The sequence below is a fragment of the Chitinophaga sp. XS-30 genome, from assembly GCF_008086345.1.
In the GTDB taxonomy this organism is placed as follows: domain Bacteria; phylum Bacteroidota; class Bacteroidia; order Chitinophagales; family Chitinophagaceae; genus Chitinophaga.
The window spans coordinates 3,391,573-3,412,998 of the sequence record NZ_CP043006.1 but is presented as its reverse complement, the minus strand read 5'-3'; the positions used below and the strand labels follow the sequence as shown (position 1 = coordinate 3,412,998).

At 46.2% G+C, this 21,426-nt stretch carries 17 protein-coding genes and 1 tRNA gene; 7 read left to right on the top strand and 11 right to left on the bottom strand.

What is annotated here, in order from left to right; translation table 11 throughout:
- Nucleotides 1-7: 7 nt before the first annotated feature.
- On the bottom strand, nt 8-3,226 hold the full coding sequence (locus FW415_RS14020) for a TonB-dependent receptor (RefSeq protein WP_246858742.1): 3,219 nt from the start codon (nt 3,224-3,226) through the stop codon (nt 8-10).
- A 558-nt stretch (nt 3,227-3,784) separates the two neighbouring features.
- Nucleotides 3,785-6,634 (bottom strand): glycosyl hydrolase, encoded by a 2,850-nt coding sequence (locus FW415_RS14015; protein WP_148386052.1) that lies wholly within the window; start codon nt 6,632-6,634, stop codon nt 3,785-3,787.
- 512 nt (nt 6,635-7,146) lie between these two features.
- On the opposite strand from FW415_RS14015, the gene FW415_RS14010 reads away from it, so the two are divergent.
- Together FW415_RS14010 and FW415_RS14005 are read left to right on the top strand one after the other, a co-directional pair.
- Nucleotides 7,147-8,649, top strand: a complete 1,503-nt coding sequence (locus FW415_RS14010; RefSeq protein WP_210420690.1) for a sulfatase — start codon at nt 7,147-7,149, stop codon at nt 8,647-8,649.
- A 170-nt stretch (nt 8,650-8,819) separates the two neighbouring features.
- The gene (locus FW415_RS14005) at nt 8,820-10,367 is read left to right on the top strand and encodes a TlpA disulfide reductase family protein (RefSeq protein ID WP_148386050.1); all 1,548 of its coding nucleotides are present in this window, start codon (nt 8,820-8,822) and stop codon (nt 10,365-10,367) included.
- Nucleotides 10,368-10,432: 65 nt separating this feature from the next.
- Here the strand turns inward: FW415_RS14005 and FW415_RS14000 are convergent, their stop codons facing one another.
- Nucleotides 10,433-11,029, bottom strand: coding sequence for a 2OG-Fe(II) oxygenase (locus FW415_RS14000; protein ID WP_148386048.1), 597 nt, complete (start codon nt 11,027-11,029; stop codon nt 10,433-10,435).
- A gap of 180 nt (nt 11,030-11,209) precedes the next feature.
- On the opposite strand from FW415_RS14000, the gene FW415_RS13995 reads away from it, so the two are divergent.
- The 5 genes from FW415_RS13995 (at nt 11,210) to FW415_RS13975 (ending at nt 14,356) form a co-directional block, all read left to right on the top strand.
- Nucleotides 11,210-12,025: a class I SAM-dependent methyltransferase gene (locus FW415_RS13995; RefSeq protein WP_148386046.1), complete on the top strand. Its 816-nt coding sequence runs from the start codon at nt 11,210-11,212 to the stop codon at nt 12,023-12,025.
- A gap of 262 nt (nt 12,026-12,287) precedes the next feature.
- Entirely contained in the window at nt 12,288-12,866 is a 579-nt protein-coding gene (locus FW415_RS13990) for a Crp/Fnr family transcriptional regulator (protein ID WP_148386045.1), read from the top strand.
- 92 nt (nt 12,867-12,958) lie between these two features.
- Entirely contained in the window at nt 12,959-13,369 is a 411-nt protein-coding gene (locus FW415_RS13985; protein WP_148386043.1) for a VOC family protein, read from the top strand.
- A gap of 8 nt (nt 13,370-13,377) precedes the next feature.
- Nucleotides 13,378-13,758, top strand: a complete 381-nt coding sequence (locus FW415_RS13980; RefSeq protein ID WP_148386040.1) for a DoxX family protein — start codon at nt 13,378-13,380, stop codon at nt 13,756-13,758.
- Nucleotides 13,742-14,356, top strand: coding sequence for a YdeI family protein (locus FW415_RS13975; protein WP_210420689.1), 615 nt, complete (start codon nt 13,742-13,744; stop codon nt 14,354-14,356). The genes FW415_RS13980 and FW415_RS13975 overlap by 17 nt, the downstream gene beginning before the upstream one ends.
- 103 nt (nt 14,357-14,459) lie before the next feature.
- Here FW415_RS13975 and FW415_RS25775 read toward each other — a convergent pair whose 3' ends face one another.
- From FW415_RS25775 to FW415_RS13935, 8 genes are all read right to left on the bottom strand, one after another.
- Entirely contained in the window at nt 14,460-14,657 is a 198-nt protein-coding gene (locus FW415_RS25775) for a hypothetical protein (RefSeq protein WP_246859037.1), read from the bottom strand.
- Between the two features lie 17 nt (nt 14,658-14,674).
- Nucleotides 14,675-15,100: a hypothetical protein gene (locus FW415_RS13965; RefSeq protein ID WP_148386037.1), complete on the bottom strand. Its 426-nt coding sequence runs from the start codon at nt 15,098-15,100 to the stop codon at nt 14,675-14,677.
- The gene (locus FW415_RS13960; protein ID WP_148386035.1) at nt 15,097-15,492 is read right to left on the bottom strand and encodes a hypothetical protein; all 396 of its coding nucleotides are present in this window, start codon (nt 15,490-15,492) and stop codon (nt 15,097-15,099) included. The genes FW415_RS13965 and FW415_RS13960 overlap by 4 nt, the downstream gene beginning before the upstream one ends.
- A 166-nt stretch (nt 15,493-15,658) precedes the next feature.
- Nucleotides 15,659-16,270 (bottom strand): FeoB-associated Cys-rich membrane protein, encoded by a 612-nt coding sequence (locus FW415_RS13955; RefSeq protein WP_148386033.1) that lies wholly within the window; start codon nt 16,268-16,270, stop codon nt 15,659-15,661.
- Nucleotides 16,271-17,100: 830 nt separating this feature from the next.
- Nucleotides 17,101-17,173 (bottom strand) — tRNA-Lys (locus tag FW415_RS13950).
- 162 nt (nt 17,174-17,335) lie between these two features.
- Complete coding sequence (locus tag FW415_RS13945) at nt 17,336-19,672, bottom strand: penicillin acylase family protein (RefSeq protein ID WP_148386031.1); 2,337 nt, start codon at nt 19,670-19,672, stop codon at nt 17,336-17,338.
- Nucleotides 19,673-19,692: 20 nt separating this feature from the next.
- Nucleotides 19,693-20,160: a hypothetical protein gene (locus FW415_RS13940; RefSeq protein WP_148386028.1), complete on the bottom strand. Its 468-nt coding sequence runs from the start codon at nt 20,158-20,160 to the stop codon at nt 19,693-19,695.
- Nucleotides 20,161-20,263: 103 nt separating this feature from the next.
- Nucleotides 20,264-21,379: an 8-amino-7-oxononanoate synthase gene (locus tag FW415_RS13935; RefSeq protein WP_148386026.1), complete on the bottom strand. Its 1,116-nt coding sequence runs from the start codon at nt 21,377-21,379 to the stop codon at nt 20,264-20,266.
- Between the last annotated feature and the right edge of the window lie 47 nt (nt 21,380-21,426).

Genomic DNA, 21,426 nt, shown 5'->3' with positions numbered 1-21,426 from the left:
TTAGGAACTAAAAACCAGCCCTGATGCCGAAAACCAGCGTTCGGGCCATTGGATAAGCGGAATAATCGAAACCCGGTGTCAGGGCGGAGTTCCGTACCGAAACCTCCGGATCCATACCGGAATATTTCGTCCAGGTATAAATGTTCTGAGCAGAAACGGTGGCCGACAGACTTTTCACGAAGGTCGGCTTCAGGAACCTCGCAGGGAGCGAATACGCCAGGGAAACGGTCTTGAGCCGGAGAAATGATCCGTCCTCCAGAAAGTAGTCCGAGTAATAACCCCGCTGGCCAAACCCTCCGGCGCGAAATATCTTGCTATCCTGGTTATCCAATGTCCACCGGTCGTTGTAAGAAGCATATTGATTCAAATTGGCGCGGTTGCTAACGTTGCCTTCGAACATCATCCGGTTGGCATTGTATATCTGGTTGCCATACGACCATTGAAAGAATACATTCAGGTCGAAGCCCTTGTAGCCGAAGTTATTATTGAATCCTCCCGCATGTTTGGGCAGTACACGTCCGATAACAACCCGGTCCTGTTCATCCACTACTCCGTCAAGATTGATGTCCTTGTACCGGATATCACCGGGCTGAACACGGTATCTTGCCAGTCCATTCGTGGGTTCTGTGAGTTTAAGGGTATATGCACCGCTGGCCGACTCGTCGAAATCATCCACCTGATAAAGCCCGTCGGTAAGATAACCGAAGAACATTGCGGCGGGCCCATTGATAGCAGCAATGTAAAGGGGCACCGTATTGAAGCTGGTTTCCCATCCCACTGTGCTTAGCAAATTATCCTGGTTTTCAGCAAGGCCCGTCACCTTGTTCCGGTTGAAACTGATATTTATATCACTGCTCCAGGAGAATGATTTTGACCTGACGTTGACCGTAGTCAGCGTTAATTCAAGACCTTCGTTGCGCACTTCCCCGATATTCTTGTAGACCCTGGAAAAGCCCGTCGTCGTTGGAAGATTGGCATTCAGCAACAGATCGGAAGTGATCTTGCGATATACATCCGCGGTGAATTGTATCCGGTTGTTCAAAAAACCTACATCCAGGCCCATGTCGATCTGGGTGGTACTTTCCCATTTAAGTTTGGAGTTGCCCAATGACGACTGGATCACGCCGGTGGAAGGGCTTCCGTTATGGAAGGAGTACGAAGCACCTACCGGACTGGTCAGTCCCGGCAGGGTGGCGAAATCGCTTACACGATTGTTTCCCGTTACACCATAACTGGTTCGCACCTTCGCCTCGGAGATAAATTTCAGTGCTTTCATAAACCGTTCTTCCTTCAATCTCCAGGCAAAAGCCGCGGAGGGAAAGTAGGCCCAGCGGTTTTCAGGAGAAAACTTTGATGAACCATCCGCGCGAAAGCTCGCTGTAAACAGGTACCTGGAACGATAATTATAATTCACCCGGCTGAGGAATGAACTGAGTTTGTTTTCTGATGCTGATGACGAGGTAGATCCGGGGATCCCCTGTTCGAGACCGGCGACGCCAAGCGATTCATTCGGTACGTTCTGCGATAAAAACCCGTAGCCTGCGGAATTGGTACTCTGCAAGGTAAACCCTCCCAAAACTTCCACACGGTTGTGCTTGTTGATCCTTTTGGTCCAGGTCAGCGTGTTTTCGTTTAGCCAGCTGCTCCTCTCGGAATGGCTGACACTACCATACTGACCGCGGGTATTATTGGGAAATATCGGTGTGCCGCGTGAAGTCTGCGAGTTGTAGAAACTGGTATTTTTACGGCTGCGGCTTTCAATGCCTCCGCTTACCCGGAGCTTCAACCCGGGAATGACATCGATTGCAATAAAAGCATTGGCAATAAGATTTCCGGAGATTGATTTTCGAATTTCGTTCTCTGCTGATTTGATCGGATTGATCCTGTAATCCATCGTATGATCGATATCTTCATCAATCAGCTCATCACCGAGATCATCAGTGGCCGGGTCCAGGCTTTTTCCCGATACAGGACGGGAGCCCCAAACGGAATATAACAGGTAGCTGCTGGCTCCGGTTCCGGCATTTGCAGAGGAAGCGATCTGTCCGTTATTTTCAAACCGGCTGTAGTTCACATTGAAACCCACGTTCACCTTCTTGCTGATTTCCTGGTCCAAAACAAAGCGGCCCTGGTAACGACTTTGACCGGAATTTATCAGCACCCCTTCCTGGTCTGAAACGGAGCCGGAAAGCGCATATTTCGTTTTGGCGTTACCGCTGCGGAGCGCGATGTTATACACCTGCATGGGTGCCCGGCGCAACAACCGGTCCTGCCAGTTTATGCCGGAAGTCCGCTTGTAATCCTCGATCGTCAATCCGTTTTGCAGATAATAATCGGTGGCAGTCTGTTCATCCCGCTCAAACTGATAACGAACAAAATCATAGGGATTCATGAGCTCCATCCGGTTGGTCACTTCCTGGAAACCGAGAGATGCGGTTGCCGTGATGGATGGGGCGCCGATTTCCCCGCGTTTCGTCTCGATCACGACAACACCATTCGCACCCCTTGCTCCGTAGATCGCAGTAGCAGACGCATCTTTCAGAATGTTTATTGTCTTGATATCTTCGGGGTTGATGGACATGTTCTCGGGATCCTCCATCGGAAATCCATCGATAATAAAGAGTGGTGAATTGCTTTGCGACAGCGAGTTTGCGCCGCGAATAACGATGTTAATGCCTTCATTTCCAGGCTGTCCATCGTTGGACGATACCTGAACGCCCGCGACTCTTCCCGCAAGCGCCTGATCGAACGACAAGACCGGAGCCTTTTGCAAGTCCTTTACGTTTACCTGGGAAACAGAGCCGGTCAGATCTTTTTTGGAGGTGGTTCCGTAACCGAGTACGACCACTTCGTTCAGGCCGGTGATGTTAGGCTCCAGTGTGACAGCAATAAACACCCGCCCCCTGATCGGCACCTGGGCAGTACTGAACCCCAGGTACGTAAAAACTAGGGTTCCTTCAGCAGCAGGAACGCTGATCTTAAAATTGCCAGACGTATCCGTCTTTGTTGCGGCGATCCCGTTTTTAAACTTGATGTTTACGCCCACCAATGCCTCGCCTTCGTTGTCTGTAACGCGTCCTGCTATAACAACAGAAGAGCGTTGCGCCGCTGCCTCCCGGGGTAGCGACAATGCTATCAGCGCTATGATCATCATTGTTCCTAAACAGCGACGCATAGGTACTTTGATGCAAACGAAACGCTGAATAGCCGTTGGTTCGTGGTACATGTGATAATGATTTGAATTGGTTAGCATTCGCTGTTCAGGGCCTCTGGCAATCCCCGGCCTGTCAGCAGCGATTGTTATGATAATAATTGACTCTGGTTGTTAATTTTATTTAGCGTAAAAGCAATATGTACAGGGAGACTTTAAGCAGCCAACCTTTGAAGACTATCGCTGAGTCTTTCCGGGGAAGGTCCTTAATTCTCATTAATCGTGGAATCAAACTTCAGTAATCATGGAATTCATTCTTTTACGCCCTATGCTTCAGAAAAGGTGCTAAAAGCTATCGAAACAAATTTAGTAGTTATGTCCTACATATCAAAATATTTTTTGAAAATTGATCGTATATCAGGTCTGCTATTCCCGCTATTACCAGTCATCAACATGTGAAACAGGTACAATAGTAGCCGTATCAATTCCTCCAATATTCCGTACAGCACTGCAAAAAATAACCCGATAGAAACAATTTTTATCGCCTGGATAAACTCCGCTTTCTTATAAAAAGGAAAAACCGGGTATGAATATATCAATGTTGTTCAAATGTACCACATATAACTATCCATTTCACAAGTTCTTACACCAGATTAATTTTACCGGGCCGGCCAATCCTGCCGAATGCAGCGGCTGCTTACCGGTCCATCGCTGCGCAACCGCGTTATCTTTCAATGATTTCATATAATTACCCAGTGTAGTAGTGATCTTTATTTTTACGGTATTGCTGCCGCCTCTCAATGCCTGGCCACAATCGTAAATATGCTTGCCATACCACCTGGATCCCAATGGCTGGCCATTGATCTCCACTTCTGATATGCCGAATACTTTTCCAAGATCGAGCGAATGGCAGTTTCCCGGGTCGTCTATCTGAAATTGCTTTTCATAGACAATAACTCCGGCAAACGATTGAAGCTCCGGATCCTTTTTAAGATCGATCAGCTTCTTAAATATCGTTGTACTGGGTTGTTCATGTACCTTTTCCAGGGTTACATCCCATGGACCTTCAAGAGCACTGGATCGTTCTCCGGCAACTTCCCGGAATGGATATAACTCGCCTTCAGTGTCTTCAGTAAACACGATTAGCATGGATTGGGCCGGATTGAGACGGATCCCGAGATTGTTCTTTGCGCTCTGATAAGGATACAGGTATTTTTCGCCTGTTTCGGGATCCCACAGCCATGCGCTTTTATGCTTTACGTTAAAGGTAGCCGTGAACGCATGGGCTTTTTTCTGGTGATAGTTACAGATAAAGAAAATGTCTGCCTCGTCAGTCTTGTAGTACACCTGACTTACATATGAAACAGGTTTATCGAACCTGACAAATGGGGTTACCTTAAATTCAGACTGCAACTGTGCATACCAGTCTATGATCTTTCCTTCGGGAGCCGGGAAGCACCTAACATTCCCTGGAAATGCCTTTTTCAGGGATTGAATATCACTTTGCACTTTTTGATTCCCTGCCCCGGCTTGCAGCTTTCCGAAAGTCTTGACAGGTTCCTTTCCGATAAAGATCACCTGCCCGCCTCCAGCAGCAAATTTCCCAAGTAATTCCGGGGTTCCGGGAGCTATCGATTCTATTTCGGGCATCAGCAGTACCTTATAGCTTCGCGTATTGTAATGCATCCGGCCGTTTGAAAAACTGCACTTTTGCAGAATGTTTTCATTTATATAGTCGCAGCCACTTCCATGCTGGTGAATAGCCTCCCATATATTGTTCGCGTATGCAGGATAAACGATTTGCGGAACTTGTTGATACTGAAGGCCAACCTCGGACCACATATCCGCCAGCGGGAACATGATGGCAATGTCCGACTGCATTTCCGAATGCTGAAAAACTGCAGATAATCTGGCTTTATAGTCGATCCATTTTTTCAGATAGGGCCACCAGGTATTGCCCTCACTAAAATAAGTTCCATAACGTACCCAACCTGGAAAAGGAACGTCCCGGGGACTATGGTTGAAGCCATGCAAGATGGAATGGGTAACGCCGGAAAGATTACTTTGATCCCCTGCTATCTTTATCTTTTCCAGTGTGGAGTTGAAAACGAGATCGGTATTGGTAATTTCTTCGCAACTGATCACACGCTTTCCGGTTAATCTTGCCGCCGAAGAAACAAATTTATTAACAGGCCGGTACGCCCTGCCGGTCTTAAAGGTGTTTTCCGGCAGATCACCACCTATATCATCGCGAATCCAGGTTTCACATTCCGGAATATCGGGCAGCATCGCTGATTCTAAAGCATAATATTCACGGCCATAAGCCTGCACCCTTGATTTTACATTGTTCTTCCCGCACCAATCTATAAAAGTTTGTAAAAATCTTTCATTAAACAGCTCCAGGCAGGTCGTTTCAAAATCGTATCTCACCCGGTTAATTTCATCCTGTGTTTCAGGCGAAAGCGTGATGATGTTTTCAATGGACTGCGCACCGGTATGTGTGAGTCTTTTGTTTAACTTAAAGAGAACAAAAGGCAAATAGGGTTCCAGCGAATACCCTCTTCTCTGCCTGAACTGCTCAGCCATATCAACGCACCAATTCGATCCGCGTAATTCCAGACTGTCAACAAATACTGATCTGAAATAATCTCCCATATTGCCAATTTGGGAGGTGAACGCATCAGACATTCTATCCAGGTAACGTTGTACCGCTGCCTTGTTGTAGTGATCGAGAACCGGTCCTGAAGCTCCGGGTGATCCATGGGTTACAGCTGCATAACCGGTTAATTTTGTGATCGTATAAAGCACGTGGTCGCCGGCCGGTACATCTACAATGATCTCCGCATGCGCTATTTGTGAATTGAGGTCGATTCCGGGAGTGAAAGCGTCGAGTTGGGCTGCTGAAAGCCTCAATCCGAAAAGTTCCATCGAACCGGCTTTGCGTTTCATCAGAAACCTGGTTTCAGCCAATAAATCCTCCTTCTTTATCCTGAATTGCTGCGGACCTTTCAAACGTTTTGTTCCGAGCGCAAGTAACTGTATCTGCTCATCATCTTTAAGGAATTCGCCACCGAAGGGCCAGCCGGAGCCAACAATGATATCGCAGGTAATGCCACGCTCCCTGGCGGCAATCAACGTTGCTTTCAGCACAGCCAGCCATTCCGCACTTAGCCAGTCCAGCGTCCGGTAATCCATTGCGTTCCCTCCTTTGGGAAATGCCACGGGATTAATTTCCACTCCTGAAATGCCTTTTTCTTTGAGAAGATCCAGCTCGCGCAGCAGTTCCTTTTCATTTATCTTTCCCCCATTCCACCACCACCGTACAAAAGGACGGGCAGCAGCCGAAGGGTTCTTGAAATTTTCATACAAGGACGCCGCACCGGCATTTGTACCCGGTGCAGTCAAAAATTCCGGAAAAGGAAAAGCATATATGAGGGGGGCCAAAGAACTTAATTTGACAAAATGTCTTCTTGATAAAGCCATAAAATTCCCGGGTTGTATTTGGTATTGCGTGTTAGTCTACTGTATCGGATTGCCATCGCGGCACATTCCCCAATGACCGGTCACCAATATAGGCACACCGTAATGAATCGTCAGAAGTGTCGAAAAACAAACTTAGTAGTTATGTAGTACATATCAAAACATTTCTTGAAAATTGACAACATAACGTACCGGCCATTCCCATACATACTGATCATCAACATATAAAAACGGTATAGGTAGACCCGCATCCAATTTCTATAAAAACCCTTAGTGTACTGGATACACACTTAATGTAAAACATTTTCCGGCATCTGGCTAAATCCTGCATTTTTTGCAAAAAAGCAAAAATCGGGAACGAATATATTTGTTTTGTACAATTGTGCTACATATACTTGTGGAAGTAATGCTCAGTGTTTAATTGCCGCCCGGAATACCACAACAAGTGTCTCGCCAGCAAGCACTAAGGTTGTGTTTTGACGAAATCTGATAAATAACACTGTTTTCCACCGGATATGAAAAATAAAATTGACATATTTTTTTGCACAAGCAAGCTTGCTCTTACAGCGGTCTCTATAGCGATGCTGACAATGAGCGGCTGCCGGATAAACAAAGGAATGGGCAATAATAAACAGCAGCTCAATGTTCTTTTTATCGCGGTAGACGACCTGCGTCCTCAATTGGGTTGTTATGGAGATACGATCGTGCAAAGTCCAAATATTGATAAATTGGCGGGATCAGGCGTGCTGTTCAATCGCGCTTACTGCCAGCAAGCTGTATGTTCTCCTTCCCGGACTTCTTTAATGACAGGAAGAAGACCCAATACGACAAAGGTTTGGGACCTGAAGACACATTTTCGCAGTACTATTCCCGATGTAGTTACCTTACCGCAGTATTTCAGGAGTAATGGTTATCATACGCAAAGCATCGGTAAAATTTATCATGATCCCGCCTCGGCACAAGATGCCCCTTCCTGGTCTGTGCCGGAGATCGCCGCAGTAACAAAAAAAGAAGGCAAATATGTGTTGCCTGCAAATCGTCAAACAAAATCTTCGAAAGCAGTGGCAACGGAACAGGCAGACGTGCCCGATAATGCCTATATCGATGGACAGGTAGCAGATCAGGCGCTGGAGGTTTTAAGAAAGATCAGGGACAAGCCCTTCTTCCTGGCGGTAGGCTTTCGCCGCCCGCATTTGCCGTTCAGCGCGCCAAAAAAATACTGGGATATGTATGACCGGGAAAATATCCCCCTACCCCTTCACCGCACCCCTCCCGGCAATATACCCGCCTATGCGGTGCATAACAACCAGGAGCTTAGCGGGTATAGCGACATTGGATCCAATGATTCAATTACTGATCAAAAAAAGCGGGAACTGCTACATGGGTATTATGCCGCGATCAGTTATACTGATGCCCAGATTGGAAAAGTGCTGGCAGAGCTGGACCGTTTAAATTTAACAAAGAATACCATCATCGTTTTGTGGAGCGATCACGGATTCCATTTGGGCGAGAAAGGATTGTGGGCAAAATCAACTAACTATGAACTGGATACCCGCGTGCCTTTAATCATTGCGGCGCCGGGGAAAGCACAAGGAGCCAAGTCCGATCAACTGGTTGAATTGGTAGACCTATACCCCACTCTGGCCGAACTGGGCAATCTTCCTGTTCCCGGTGGGCTCGAGGGGACTTCTTTAGCGCCATTATTGATCAGGCCGGATCAACCCTGGAAAAGCGCTGTATTCAGCCAATTCCCCCGACCCTGGCTGTACAAGGGCGAACCTGCAACAATGGGGTACACTATCAGAACGGACCGCTACCGTTATGTAGAATGGCGTGACTTCAAAACAGATACTGTCAAGGCAACAGAACTTTACGACCATCAGGCCGATCCTGGTGAAGTCAATAATATCGCCAATATTTCAGCGAATATTGCTTTGATCAGCGAACTGCAACGGAGGCTCCGCAATGGGTGGCAAATGGCTCGCCCTCCTGAATTCAACCGATCATCTGCTCAGTAACTAATTCCAGAATTAGTTACTGAAAATGCTTAAATTGAAGGCGCTGAAACCCGGCGCCAGGGAATTGTTATCCCGTCAACAACTCAGCGCCTGCCCGGTGAAGTGAGTTCCGATGGTGGTTCCGCCAAAAGCAGATTTATTCAACGTTATTGCAAAAATTAATCATCATCATGTTATTACAAAAAATGAAGTTGACCCGCGCGATCCTGTTATTCCTGTGGCCGGTGGCCGCTTGTGCCCAATCGGGCCTTCCTGTACTGCAAGCCGGCACTGTTAGTATAAGCGGAGAGGTCGCTATCCCGGAAACGATGAAGAAAGATAGTGTATGGCTATTGCTGGTAATCCCTCAACCATTCACAGGCGAAAACAAACAATATAAAACGTTGCTCGATCCCGATGGGCGGTTTGCGCTGAAGGTCAACACAGAAACGGATATTAGCAGATGTGCCGTAGGCACGGATATAAATATGGAAAATCTGATTACCGTTCTGTTAGCAAACGGCCGGGATAGCAAAATAACCTTTAGCTATAGTGATGATGGAATTATTGACAAAGTAAAGACCAGTGATGATGCCGGGTTCACTGAAGAAGATCTTATCCTGAGCCTGAACAAGTTTAACGAAATGATCGGTTATAGATCCGATAAACCGATCGAACGCTTATATGATAAACCGTTTAGTGTTTTTCTCGATCATACAAATAGCATCTTGCAGGAAAGGCGGGCCATTCTGAACAAACCGCCCCTTTTATCTGAAAAGATGAATGAGATTATATTCAAGGACTACTTACTGGCAATGTACTATGGGTATATATTTAATTACCATGATAAAATGGTTTTAAACTACAGTAACACGAATAATCGCAAGCGGCCGGACAGTTCAGAGATAAAGAAGCCTGGCCGCGAGTATTATTCGTTCCTTAAAGACCTGGACCTGAATAATCAGTTACATCTGTATGGCTTTTCCTACCCGGATTTTACGCAGGAGTTGCTGGAAAATAATATATTGAATATCCCGCGTATTCAAGATACCCCCATCCGTGAATGGACAGAAGAAGTAAAAGATATTTTGGAAGATCTGATCGGATCGGATCAGGGCTTGTTCTATGATATCCTCATAGGCAACGCCTATGCAATGCAATTTGGCACGGAGCTAGAACCATTGACAACAAAACAGATTGAAAACATCAAAAACTATTACAAGGGAGGCGAGCTGGAAAAGATCCTGCTGCGGAAAAACCAGGACATAAAACAACTGGCCCTCGCAAAAGAGGCTGTGGTAGTCAACAATACTCCGGATGTATCCCCCGAAGAGCTAATGAGTACTATTATCTCGAAATATAAAGGGAAAACCGTTATTGTTGACTTTTGGGCAACCTGGTGCGGACCTTGCCTTGAAGCCATAAAAGCATCCAGGGACATAAAAAAGCAGCTAGTCGATAAAGATGCTGTATTTATTTATATAAGTAGCCCCTCATCGCCCCGGGAATTATGGGAAAGGCATATACAAGGTATAGGAGGAGAACAGTATTACCTGTCTGCAGAAGAGTGGAGATATGTGTTGGACAGCTTCGATTTTAGCGCTATACCTACTTACCTGATATTTGATAAGGAAGGCGTACTGAAACAGCAATTTACAGGGTACCCCGGGAACGAAGAGATGCAAAGGCGGATCGAAGCAGTACTGGAAGGTGATCTTATATCACATAAGAAGCAGTGATCCCGGTATCAGGATTTAATCACAGCGTTCTTATCCGCAGGAAATTTGGCGTATAGGGAAGGATATTAATCTCTTTTCAGCCAACCGGTGATGCTCATCCTCGGCTTGTTTGCCACCAGTACTTCATGTTCAACCTCGCTGCTTTTGAAGAAAACCGTTTTGCCCCCCACAGGATCGATTTCCTGAGAGGCTTTTCCGGCATGATGGATGGAAAGTTGCCCGCCGTCGCCGGCAACCCAGTCTGTGTTGAGGTAAATGATCATAGAGTATTGCCTGCCGGAATTGTTGCGGAACTGGTCAATATGTTTTTTGTAAAAACTCCCCGTTTCGTACAACGCATAATGGAATTCGTAACCATTGATGCCGGTATAGCAGGAACTGTTCAGGTGCAGGATGAGGGCATCCATCAGCACAAAAAAGGCGTTTTCGTGGACATCGTTGTGTTTTTTGTCCAGCCAGTAAATGAGGTCGCTGCGCACGGTTTTGTCATGCGAAACCAGTTGCCTGTTACCAGTTCCGGCGGGCTGCATTTGCCCGCTTTCTGATAACCGTACCAGATTGTTTTTAAGGTCCCCTGCCAGCTGGCGGCTTAAAAAATTGTCTGCGATGCCAACCCCGTTTTCAACAAAACTGTTGATGAGGGTTTCAAAGATAGCTTGCAAGGAAGAGGATTGTATAGGGACAGCATTGTCCGTATTGCGGTGAAGGTAGGGTTTAAAACCGGTGTTTTGTCGCTATTGCCCCTTAATCTTGTCCCGCTCAGCCCTTTTATTTCATAGTACAGGAAGTAACTTGCAGCAGATAGCCGATAAGTAAATCACATTAATAATCAAAGTACGACTATGAATAAAGATGTTCGTGAAACTCCGGAGAACGGCGCAGCTGATTATGAGGAGCACCTCGGTCCTCTTATATTTGAACCTGCGGCAAAAGAATTATTGTCGCATATTGTCACATTGCCCGCTCATTCCATTCTGGAAGTAGCCTGCGGCACCGGCAGGGTCACCAGGCATCTCAGGGAAAGTTTCCCTGCAGCTACCAGGCTGGTGGCTACTGATATAAACACCGATATGTTGGACATAGCCCGGCAACAATTAAATGATCCTTCCATTTCATTCCAGGTAGCCGATGCGCAACAATTGCCCTTTGCCGATCACTCTTTTGACCTGGTAGTGAATCAATTTGGATTGATGTTTTTGCCGGAAAAACAAACGGGGGTAAATGAAGCCTTCCGCGTACTGAAGCCTGGCGGCCATTTTGTTTTTGCTACCTGGGATCGTGCGGACAGCATGCCATTGACCGAATTACTGCTAAATACCCTGATCATTCCTGTATTTAAAGGAGAGGATACCACCCGTTTCTGTATTTCCACCGCTTTGCACGATCCTGCTGTATTGAACACTTACCTGGAAAATGCGGGGTTCCAGCATCACCGGGTAATGTTCGTTTCCTTTAAAGGTCACGCGAATTCTCCTCAACAGGTGGTAAACAGCTATTTTCTGAAACATCCTTTAGGCAGAGCCGCAAAAGAAAAAGAACCGGCTGACTTTGATCGTATCGCCAATGAGCTGGAAGAAGCGGTTATTCAACGATTCGGGACCGGGGCGTTTGAGTTTGAGTTAAGGGCGCTTGTTGGTATTGGGCGGAAAGTTGATTGATCTGTTAAAATGAGGTGGATTGATCACATATCGAATACAGAAACCACATTCCAATGGCACAACACGTTAATCCAGATCAAGAAAAGTCAATGCAAAGCGCATTGGCTTTTTCTGTACTTTAGCCATTTATAAAAATGAACCCTTACGTCTTCCGCCGAAGGCCAGCATATTTAGTTGTATTGGCGACATTTCATGAGGGTTATAACCAAGTTAGAGGCAAGTTTACCGAACAACACAACCGACAAACATAGAAAATGTACAAATGAATACGGGCCTATTTTTTCAAAAAATCAGAACCTATTACAACATTTCAGAACAAGCCGAAAAGGCTTGGGCAGAACTTTTGACTCATAAAAAATATAAAAAAGGCGACAACTTTATCTCCATCGGAGAACACCCAAAAAAAGTGGCTTTTGTAATCAACGGACTTTTCTCTCAAAACTTTATTACAGACGAAGGTAACATAGTCATAAAATACTTTTTCCCTGAACAACGAATGGCTACTTCTTTAAGTGCAATGTTAGGAAAACACCCGAGCCCATTTTACATTGAAGCCATTGAAGATACTACGGTTTTTGAATACGACTTCTTTGAATTTAAAAAACTCTTTGACAAATACCCGGACATTGCACAGTTCTACATCAAATACAACGAACAACATTGGATTATTGAAAAAGAGCCTTTGGAAATTTCTATGCGTACCGAAACATCTGCAAAACGATATGATGATCTTCTGAAAAAATATCCAAACCTGTTAAGGCGACTTAAAAAACATCATATTGCTTCCTATCTCGGCATTACGCCAACACAGTTGAGCAGAATATTTTTTGCCAACAAATAAGCTATTTTCCGTTTTCTCAACATTTGTAAAAGTTTAGCCCAAAATGTTGCCACATTTTTGCATTATCAATTAACAATTTGAAAAATGCAAAAATGGCAACAAGAGTATTTATCAACTTACCAGTGAAAGACCTTGACAAATCAGTGTCTTTCTTTACCGCACTTGGGTACCGCTTTAACCCTCAGTTTACAGACGAAAATGCAACATGTATGATTATCAGTGATAACATATTTGTGATGCTTTTGACTGAAACTTATTTTAAAACTTTTACTAAAAAGCAAGTTGCAGACGCTAAAACTACAACAGAAGTACTTATCTCATTAGACACAACTTCGAGAGAAGAAGTTCAAAAAATGGTAGCAAATGCAAAAGAATCAGGGGCAACGGTCTACGCCGAACCACAAGACCACGGCTGGATGTATCAACATAGTTTTGCCGATCTTGACGGCCATCAATGGGAACTTGTCTATATAGACGAAAATCAACTACCTAACCAGGAATAATAACGGTTATGAAAAAAAGTAAAATTATTTTTTGGACTGCAACAATTATTATCGCAATAATGGAAGCTGTAATGCCAATCAGTACCTGGATTTTTGCACCCGAGTATATGACATTTGGTACTAGAGCATTAGGGTATCCCGACTATTTTGCTTATGCAGTAGTAATAGCAAAAGTACTTGGCGTTATTGCAATTGTATATCCAAATGCATCAATAAAAATAAAAGAATGGGCGTATGCAGGATTATCATTTACGCTAATTTTTGCTTTCATAAGTCACGCTTGTGTAGACAGGAACATTGGATATATGCTTATGCCTTTGGCTTTTCTTGGAATTCTTGCCGTTTCATATATTTATAATCAAAAAAATCAGAATGATGGCAAAGTATAACCCGGACATTGACAACTACATTGCACAATCAGAAGATTTTGCAAAACCAATTTTAGAACATTGGAGAAAATTGGTTCACAAAAATTGTCCTGATGTTGTTGAAGTGATAAAATGGAGTATTCCGCATTTTGACTATAAAGGCGATTTTATGTTTGTTATGGCTTCCTACAAAAATCACTGTTCATTCACTTTCATTAAAGCAGAAATAATGACCGACCAAAGGTTAAGGGAAAGTAAAAACCTTAAACCGGTTCAACGTTTTTTGGGTAAAATCACAAAGCTTGACGATTTGCCTTCTGACAAGGAATTCACTGCAATGCTCAAAGAGGCGTTTCAACTGAACGAAAAAGGAATAAAATTGGAAGTTAAAAAATCAGACAAGCCAAAAGTTTTAGAAACGCCAGATTACCTGGTCAAAAAATTAGCGAAAAATCCGAAAGCAAAAGAAATTTTTGAAAGCAAATCCAATTCGTTCAGAAAGGAATACATCGTCTGGATTTCAGACGCCAAAACGGATGAAACAAGACAGAAACGAATGGACCAGGCATTGGACTGGATTACAGAAGGAAAAAGCAGATTTTGGAAAAGCAAAAAGTAAAGCATACAGACGAGAAATACAGTTCTTGAGGGAGTGCCATTAAACTGGGTCAAGGGCCCGGGCTTAGAGCCGACTGCAGGGGACTCTAAGCCCGGGCAAATCTTTAAATATCGAGCTGCACCCGGTCGCCAAAAATTATCGACAACTGCGATACCGTGATGCCCCCGTTTTGTAGTGGCTCCGTCCATTTCTTCTCTATATTCCGGGTTGCCAGATAGATCAGCTTCAACAGCGCTATATCGCTCGTAAAGGCCCCTTTGCTCTTCGTTACTTTGCGTACCTGCCGGTGGAAGCCTTCAATCGTGTTGGTCGTGTAGATCAGCTTGCGAATGGCTGGCGGATATTCAAAGCGCTGAGCTTGTCCCTGTTATTACGCCAGGAACTTGTCACCACCGGATATTTCTTGCTCCATTTTCCTTCCAGTTCATCCAGTTTATTTTGCAGGCTCGATTTCTGGCAATCAGTTATTTGCCGTTTTAGTTCGTCTGATATATTTGTCCATTTTGTTTCGTCTGTCAAAATAAGTCTACAGCTACATTCTGTTTCCGTTACTCCTGTGATTTGTCTAAACCAATCAAAATATGTCCATTCTTTTGGTTTTGGCGAAAACAGAAAAAGTCCATTGTTGTCCCAATGAACTTCGGTTGCTGTTCTATAAATCAACGTAAAACGTTCTTTATCCGGCTTAATAAAAAGTCGTTCTTTTTCGTCAATACCAATTTCTAGAATTTTGTCTATCGTCATTCGCTTTCTTTGAATTGGTTGTTATATGCTTTTACGTGGTGAGGAAATTCCTCTTCAAAGAATGGATAAGCTACACCTTCTAATGTGATTTCAAATTCGTTTCCATCCATTCCACTTATTTGGTTTCCTAACCCTTTAATTTCAATTCCGTTTTCGTTTCTAACTTTTAAGTTCTCAATTGTTCGAATTGATATTAATTTGTCTTCTGGATAGTCGTCAGCTAATTCGAGTTTTTTTTCAAGGCAATATTTTTTAAAAAAGTCGTACCCCGAAATAATATTGGTAAAATGTACTAGTCCAAATACAACACCCATTGGTACGTCTGCTTTTTCAAGTTCAGTAGTACCGATTATTTTGTCGTCAAGAAATATGCCATACCGCTTTGTTGTCATGGGTGTGTTTCGTTAAGTGTCGCATAACTATTTTCGCCTTGTCGATGTGGCGAATTTTAGCACAAAAGTTAAAGGGAATCCTTACTGTTGATCATTGCATAAATGCTTCACAGAAACACTTCAGCCGCCATATTGCCAAACCGGTGTTGGTGTCTGGGCTTGTCGTCTATCGCCTCATCGAAATATTTTCGTGTACCCATTTTACCTCTTCGTCTGGTGTTACTTTGTCCAATGTGCTGCTTACTCTGCTAAATGTTGCTTGTGCAAAATCGTAAGGTTTACTGTCATCAAAATATGGACCAACAACGCCTAAAATCCAACCGTCTTTTGCAGCCCAATGAGGTTCGTTAACTCTATATTTAAAAACTTCGTAGTGAACGAAGTTATTCTGTCCGTCAAAGTCAAAAGTAACCCGTTTAATATGTTCTATTTCATCAGGACAAGCATCAAGCTCTGTCGGGAACTCTAACCAATTTGCAAGATTACTTTCAGCACCCTTTATCAATGTGTTGTATTCCTTGGGAAAAAGATTTGTTTTGTTGTGGTCGGCTAAAAGTTGAAATGCCATTTGTCTTGTCAAAATATTCTTTGCAAATGGCAGTACGTCATTTTCGGTCAGTTCTTGTCCACTTTCAAGTTTGTCGTAGAGTTCTTTAACTCTGTCAAAGCGTTCTGCATTAAGCTTGTTGTTCTGTCGGTTAACAGTAATAAGTCTGTAAACGGCAAAAACTACAATTGCTAAAACTATCAGTCCGATTACTATAAAAACTATTTTCATTCTTCCCTTACTTTGAATTTGTCTGTCTGCGAGTAGTGTCTGTTAATCTTGCCACTAACTCCCAAATATACACAATAACTCTCCAGGTGCAAGGACAGTAATTATTTTTTATAACTCTATGTAAGTTACTGTTTATAAATTAATTACTTTAACTCACACTAGGTTTCTCTATTGCGCATTTTGTGTATTGTTTTTCGATTCGCCGTGACCGTAATACAAACCTGGACCACTTTCAATGAAATGCCGTTCTCCAATGCAATAGTGATGGCAAGTGTATGGCGAAAAAAAAGCGTGGTCAGCTTCTTCTTAATGCTGTATAGATCGACTACTTCCTTCAAGTAGCCATTGCGTACCTGGCATTACTGTCTATCGGCAATAGTGCGCCCCTTTTTTATTACTGCGCCATTTCCAAGGTTTCGCCGGAGCGCATTTTTTCTTTACCGGCTTTTCAAAATGGGCAATAAAATAATCGAAGGCTTCCTGCAGGGAAATTTCCGCTATGGGGTCAACCGGGATGGCCGGACGGTCAGGCGGATAGAGTGGCTTTGCCGTCCTTAGCTTTTTTGGCCAGGTGCTTTTTGGGATAGATTAAGATAGAGAGGTTCTGCTTGCTCATGACAACTGTTTTTTAAAAAGATGAAGAATGAAATGTTTTGCGTTCTTTCAAATCTTTTCAAAGCCTCACCAATTATTCAGTGACCAAATTTCAGGGAAAAATTCAGTCACCGAACAGGTTGCCATTGATTGATATTCTTTGCTATACAATTTTCGCAAAAGCCGCCGCGGCGGCATATTTAAACGAAAACAGGCATTCTTTAGAATACCTGTAGTGATTCCGCTGGGACTCGAACCCAGGACCCATACATTAAAAGTGTATTGCTCTACCAACTGAGCTACAGAATCATTCCCTTCATTTTCAAAGGGAGTGCAAAGATATGTATTAAATTATTTTTCCCAAATAATTCAATAAACAAAATTCAAAAAATCACGGAAACGCCCTCCCACACTACTTTCCAGGCGCAAAAAATATCTTGCCGCGCAAATGCGCCGGCTCCTGCCCTTTGCTCATATATATTCAACGAATAATATTTTCCGGACACCCCAGTCATCTACCATATTATCATAAAACGCACTGCCCGGATTCCCACTCTGCCCACCGGGATAGATCCCGTATGCCCGGGTCTCCGGCCCCAGCTCCACCACCATTCTCCACGATGGGCCATGCGTTTTTTTCGTCGCATTCACGATATGCTGACCGCCGCCGGTCTCCAGCCCCATACGGCTGAACGCGGGCAAACTGCGCGTCAGATGCCGGATATCAGTGCCACGGGCCTTCCCCAGCGCCACAGCGGGCATAACGGCCACACGGGCGGCCACGCTGTCGAATGACCGTTGTACCAATTCGGACAGGGTTTCTTTTTGCGGCGTATGGATATTGTCCACAAAGTGCATGGCGGTATCGCGGAGCAGCCAGAGCAATGTAGTTTTGGATTGCGGATACTTCAGCGGGATATTGTCGCGCTGCAGATCATCCTGCCATATCTGTTGCTCCAGCTCTTCCCACAGCATATTGAAAACGGTGGCAGCCTCGCTGTCCGGCGTGCTTTCGCCGTTCCAGGCAAAGAGCCATTTCATGCATTGGCGCTGTGCATCGGATTTCAGACCCACCGGGTCCAGATGCGCCATGATCAGCGGTATGGCGGTGGTGGCAAAGAGGTTCAGGTTATCGTTCTGCAGCGCCATCATATCTTCCGGCGTGATGCCCTGCATGCCGCGCAGCTGTTCATTAATGCGTTTGCCGCGGTACAGGTCGTATTCCCCGATCAGGTGATAGGGATACGTGCTGTCTGTCGGATGCTGATTCGCGGAGCTGACGAAGCCTTCGCCGGGGTTGAGGATATGCGGGTTCTCCGCCTGCGGGATGTAGCCCTGCCAGGCGAAGCTGCTGTCCGAACCGGGCATCACGAACTTGCCCTGGTCTTTCCAGCGCAGCGGGTACTGGCCGTTATGCCAGATGGCGATGTTGCCGTCTTTCCCGGCGTAGATGAAATTCTGGGCGGGACAGGTGTAAATGCTGATGGCGGCCAGGTAATCCTCATAATCCTTTGCATGGTTCAAACGACTGAAGGTCAGCAGCTCATTGGAGGCGTCATGCGCTTTCCAGCGGACGGACAGGAACCCGGGGCCTTTATAGGTATCGTCATACATCACCGGTCCCCACACCGTATAGGCCACGGTATCCACAAAGGTCTTCCCGCCCCTGATCTTTATCTCCTCCAGCCGCAGGTCCGCCTTGCGGTAAGCGCCGTTGAACAGGTACTCCTCCTTGCCGTTACGGAATTCCATACGGTAATAGTCCAGCACATCTTCGCTGCCATTGGTAACGGCCCATCCCATATGATCGTTAAAACCGATAATGATGCCGGGAGCGCCGGGCAGGGATGCGCCATATACATTCATTTGCGGGGTATGTATCTGCATTTCGTACCAGAGCGAAGGCAGGCTCAGGCCCAGATGCGGGTCATTGCAGAGGATGGGCGCGCCGGAACGGGTCTTGCTGCCGGCAACGGCCCAGTTGTTACTGCCATTGTCCGGATCAGGATGATCGGGCTGGAAATGATAGAAGGCTTCATTCTCCCGGATCAGGCTGTCCGCCGGTGCTATCGCGTGGACGGCGGGCGCGGGATATGCGGTGCCTTTCGGGATGATGGGATCGAGCGTATCGGAAAAATCAGGATACATCAGATCGAAATCAGCCTTGCTGAAAAGACGGCGCGCGTTCGTGTATTCAAGATCGTTATGACCGTAGGCGAGGTCATAGCTCATGTATTTCAATAATAAGGCTGTTTTAAGCTTGTCCCAGGGCTCGGGGCTGTAGCCGAGCAATTTGTATTCGAGGGGATAATTGCGGGGGCGCAGGCTGCGGATATAGGTGTTGATACCGGCTGCATAAGATTCTACCTGTGCTTTGGAAGCAGGGTCGCTGTCCATTTGCTTTACGGTCTGCTCCGCGGCATAGACCATGCCCATCCGGCGCTGGCGGCGGTCGTATTCCAGCATACCCGGACCAAGGATCTCGCAGAGACGGCCCGCGGCGGCCATGGTTTGCAGTTCCATCTGCCAGAGCCTGTCCCGCGCATGCAGATAACCCTGAATGAAATAGGCATCGTTTTCGTCGGTTGCGAAGATATGCGGCACCATACGCTCATCCAGCCACACTTCGGAGCGGCCTTTGAGGCCGGGGAGATCAAGCTGTTCTTCTCCGGGCGGGCCAACGGGATCGGCATGTTGCCAGAAACCATGCTGCGGGCTGAAAAGCATGCCGAATGCGGGCTTGTTTGCCCAACGGACATGCAGGGCCGTTACGAGGGCGATCGTCAGGACGAGGGGTATGAATCTCATAACGGGAAGTTACTGATTTCCTACTCTTTCACGAACGAAAGCATGGTGGTATTTTTGGCGGTCAGGCCGGTCATGCTCAGCTTGACGCGCTCATACATGGCAAATACCTTTTTCAGTAAAGCATATAATTCCTTGTAATTGGAAAAAGCCGGTTTTTCGATGGGCTCCTTATAACCGAGCTTCTCGCATACGAGGGGGAAAGCGCCGGAGAACCGGTGTTTGCCGCCTACTGAGAGGTTCAGCACCAGCTCCAGCTGCCCGTCTTTGAGGGACATGCTCAGACCGGCATCCACATCCTCATCTTCCGTATCCACTACAATATAAAAAAGGGCTGCAGGAATATAGGTCGTTCTCGGATAGCCGAACTCTGCGATCATTTCTCGCACTTCATCTGTGTCATAGTTCGCAAAACGTTCCGCAGGCTGATGCGCTGCCGAAAGTTCCTTGTACCAATCCGCAAAATCAAGTTCTTCCAGGACTTTTTTCATTAATGGCTGTAATACCATGGTTATTTCATTAGGTGTTTGGTTACGCTTATGGTGTATTTCTATATTAATATACGACAATCTGTCAATAAGTTACATTATCTTTTCAAATATTTACGCTTTGTAGTAATTGTTCTACCTCCGCAAAGGTATTGAAACTATGCAACACCACCCTCAACCGCTCCTGCCCTTTCGGCACGGTGGGATGCAGGATCGGTCGTACATCCAGCCCTTGTGACTGCAATTTCCCTGCCACGTTCCGGGCCTGCTCGTTTCCGGGCGTCATCACCACCTGGATGGGCGTTTGGCTGTCCAGACGCTTTTCCGGCGCCAGGCCTTCCCGGAACTGCGCGATCAGTGCCTGCAGATGCTGCCTTTCCGCATGCATATCGGGGAAAATATCATAACTGGCCATGATCACGGCAATGGCATGGGGCGGCAACGCTGTAGTATAGATAAAGGAGCGGGAAAAATTGATCAGGTAATCCCGCAGCACCGGGGAACCCAGCACAATGGCGCCGTGGCAGCCTACCGCCTTGCCGAAGGTATGCACCCGGGCAAAACACCGGTCTGCCAGTTGCAGGGCCTGCACAAGCCCCTCACCCCTCTCGCCCACTACCCCCGTGGCATGCGCTTCGTCCACGATCAGCAGCGCGCCGTGCTTGTCGCACAAAGCTGCCACAGCCGCCAGCGGCGAAAGGTCGCCATCCATCGAATAAACGGATTCCACGGCCACGAATACACGCCCATCGCCTGCCGCATTGACAAGCTTCTTCTCCAGGTCCTGCAGGTCATTATGCAGGAAGGAAAAGGCCTGCGCCGCGGATAAACGGATGCCGTCACGGATAGACGCATGGATCAGCTGGTCGTACACGATCACATCGCCTTTCTGCGGCACGCAGGAAAACAGGCCCAGATTGGCGTCATAGCCGGAATTGTAGATCAGTCCGGCCGGTGCGGCATGAAAACCGGCCAGCAGCTGCTCCGCTTCTTCCACCAGCGCGTAATTCCCAGCCAGCAAACGCGATCCGCCGCTGCCATGCACCTGCGCAAGCTGACGGCTGATGGTGAGCGCCGCTTCCTGTACCCGCTCGCTGCGAGCCAGGCCGAGGTAATCATTGGAACAGAAATCGGCCATCCGGCCGGGTAGCCGCAACCGCCGGAAAGCGTGCTGCTCCCGCCGCTTCTCCAATGCCTGCTCCAGAAAGTCTTCCTTTCTCATGGGCCAAAACTAAGTATCTTCTCTGTAACTTCGTGCCTTCAAATTAC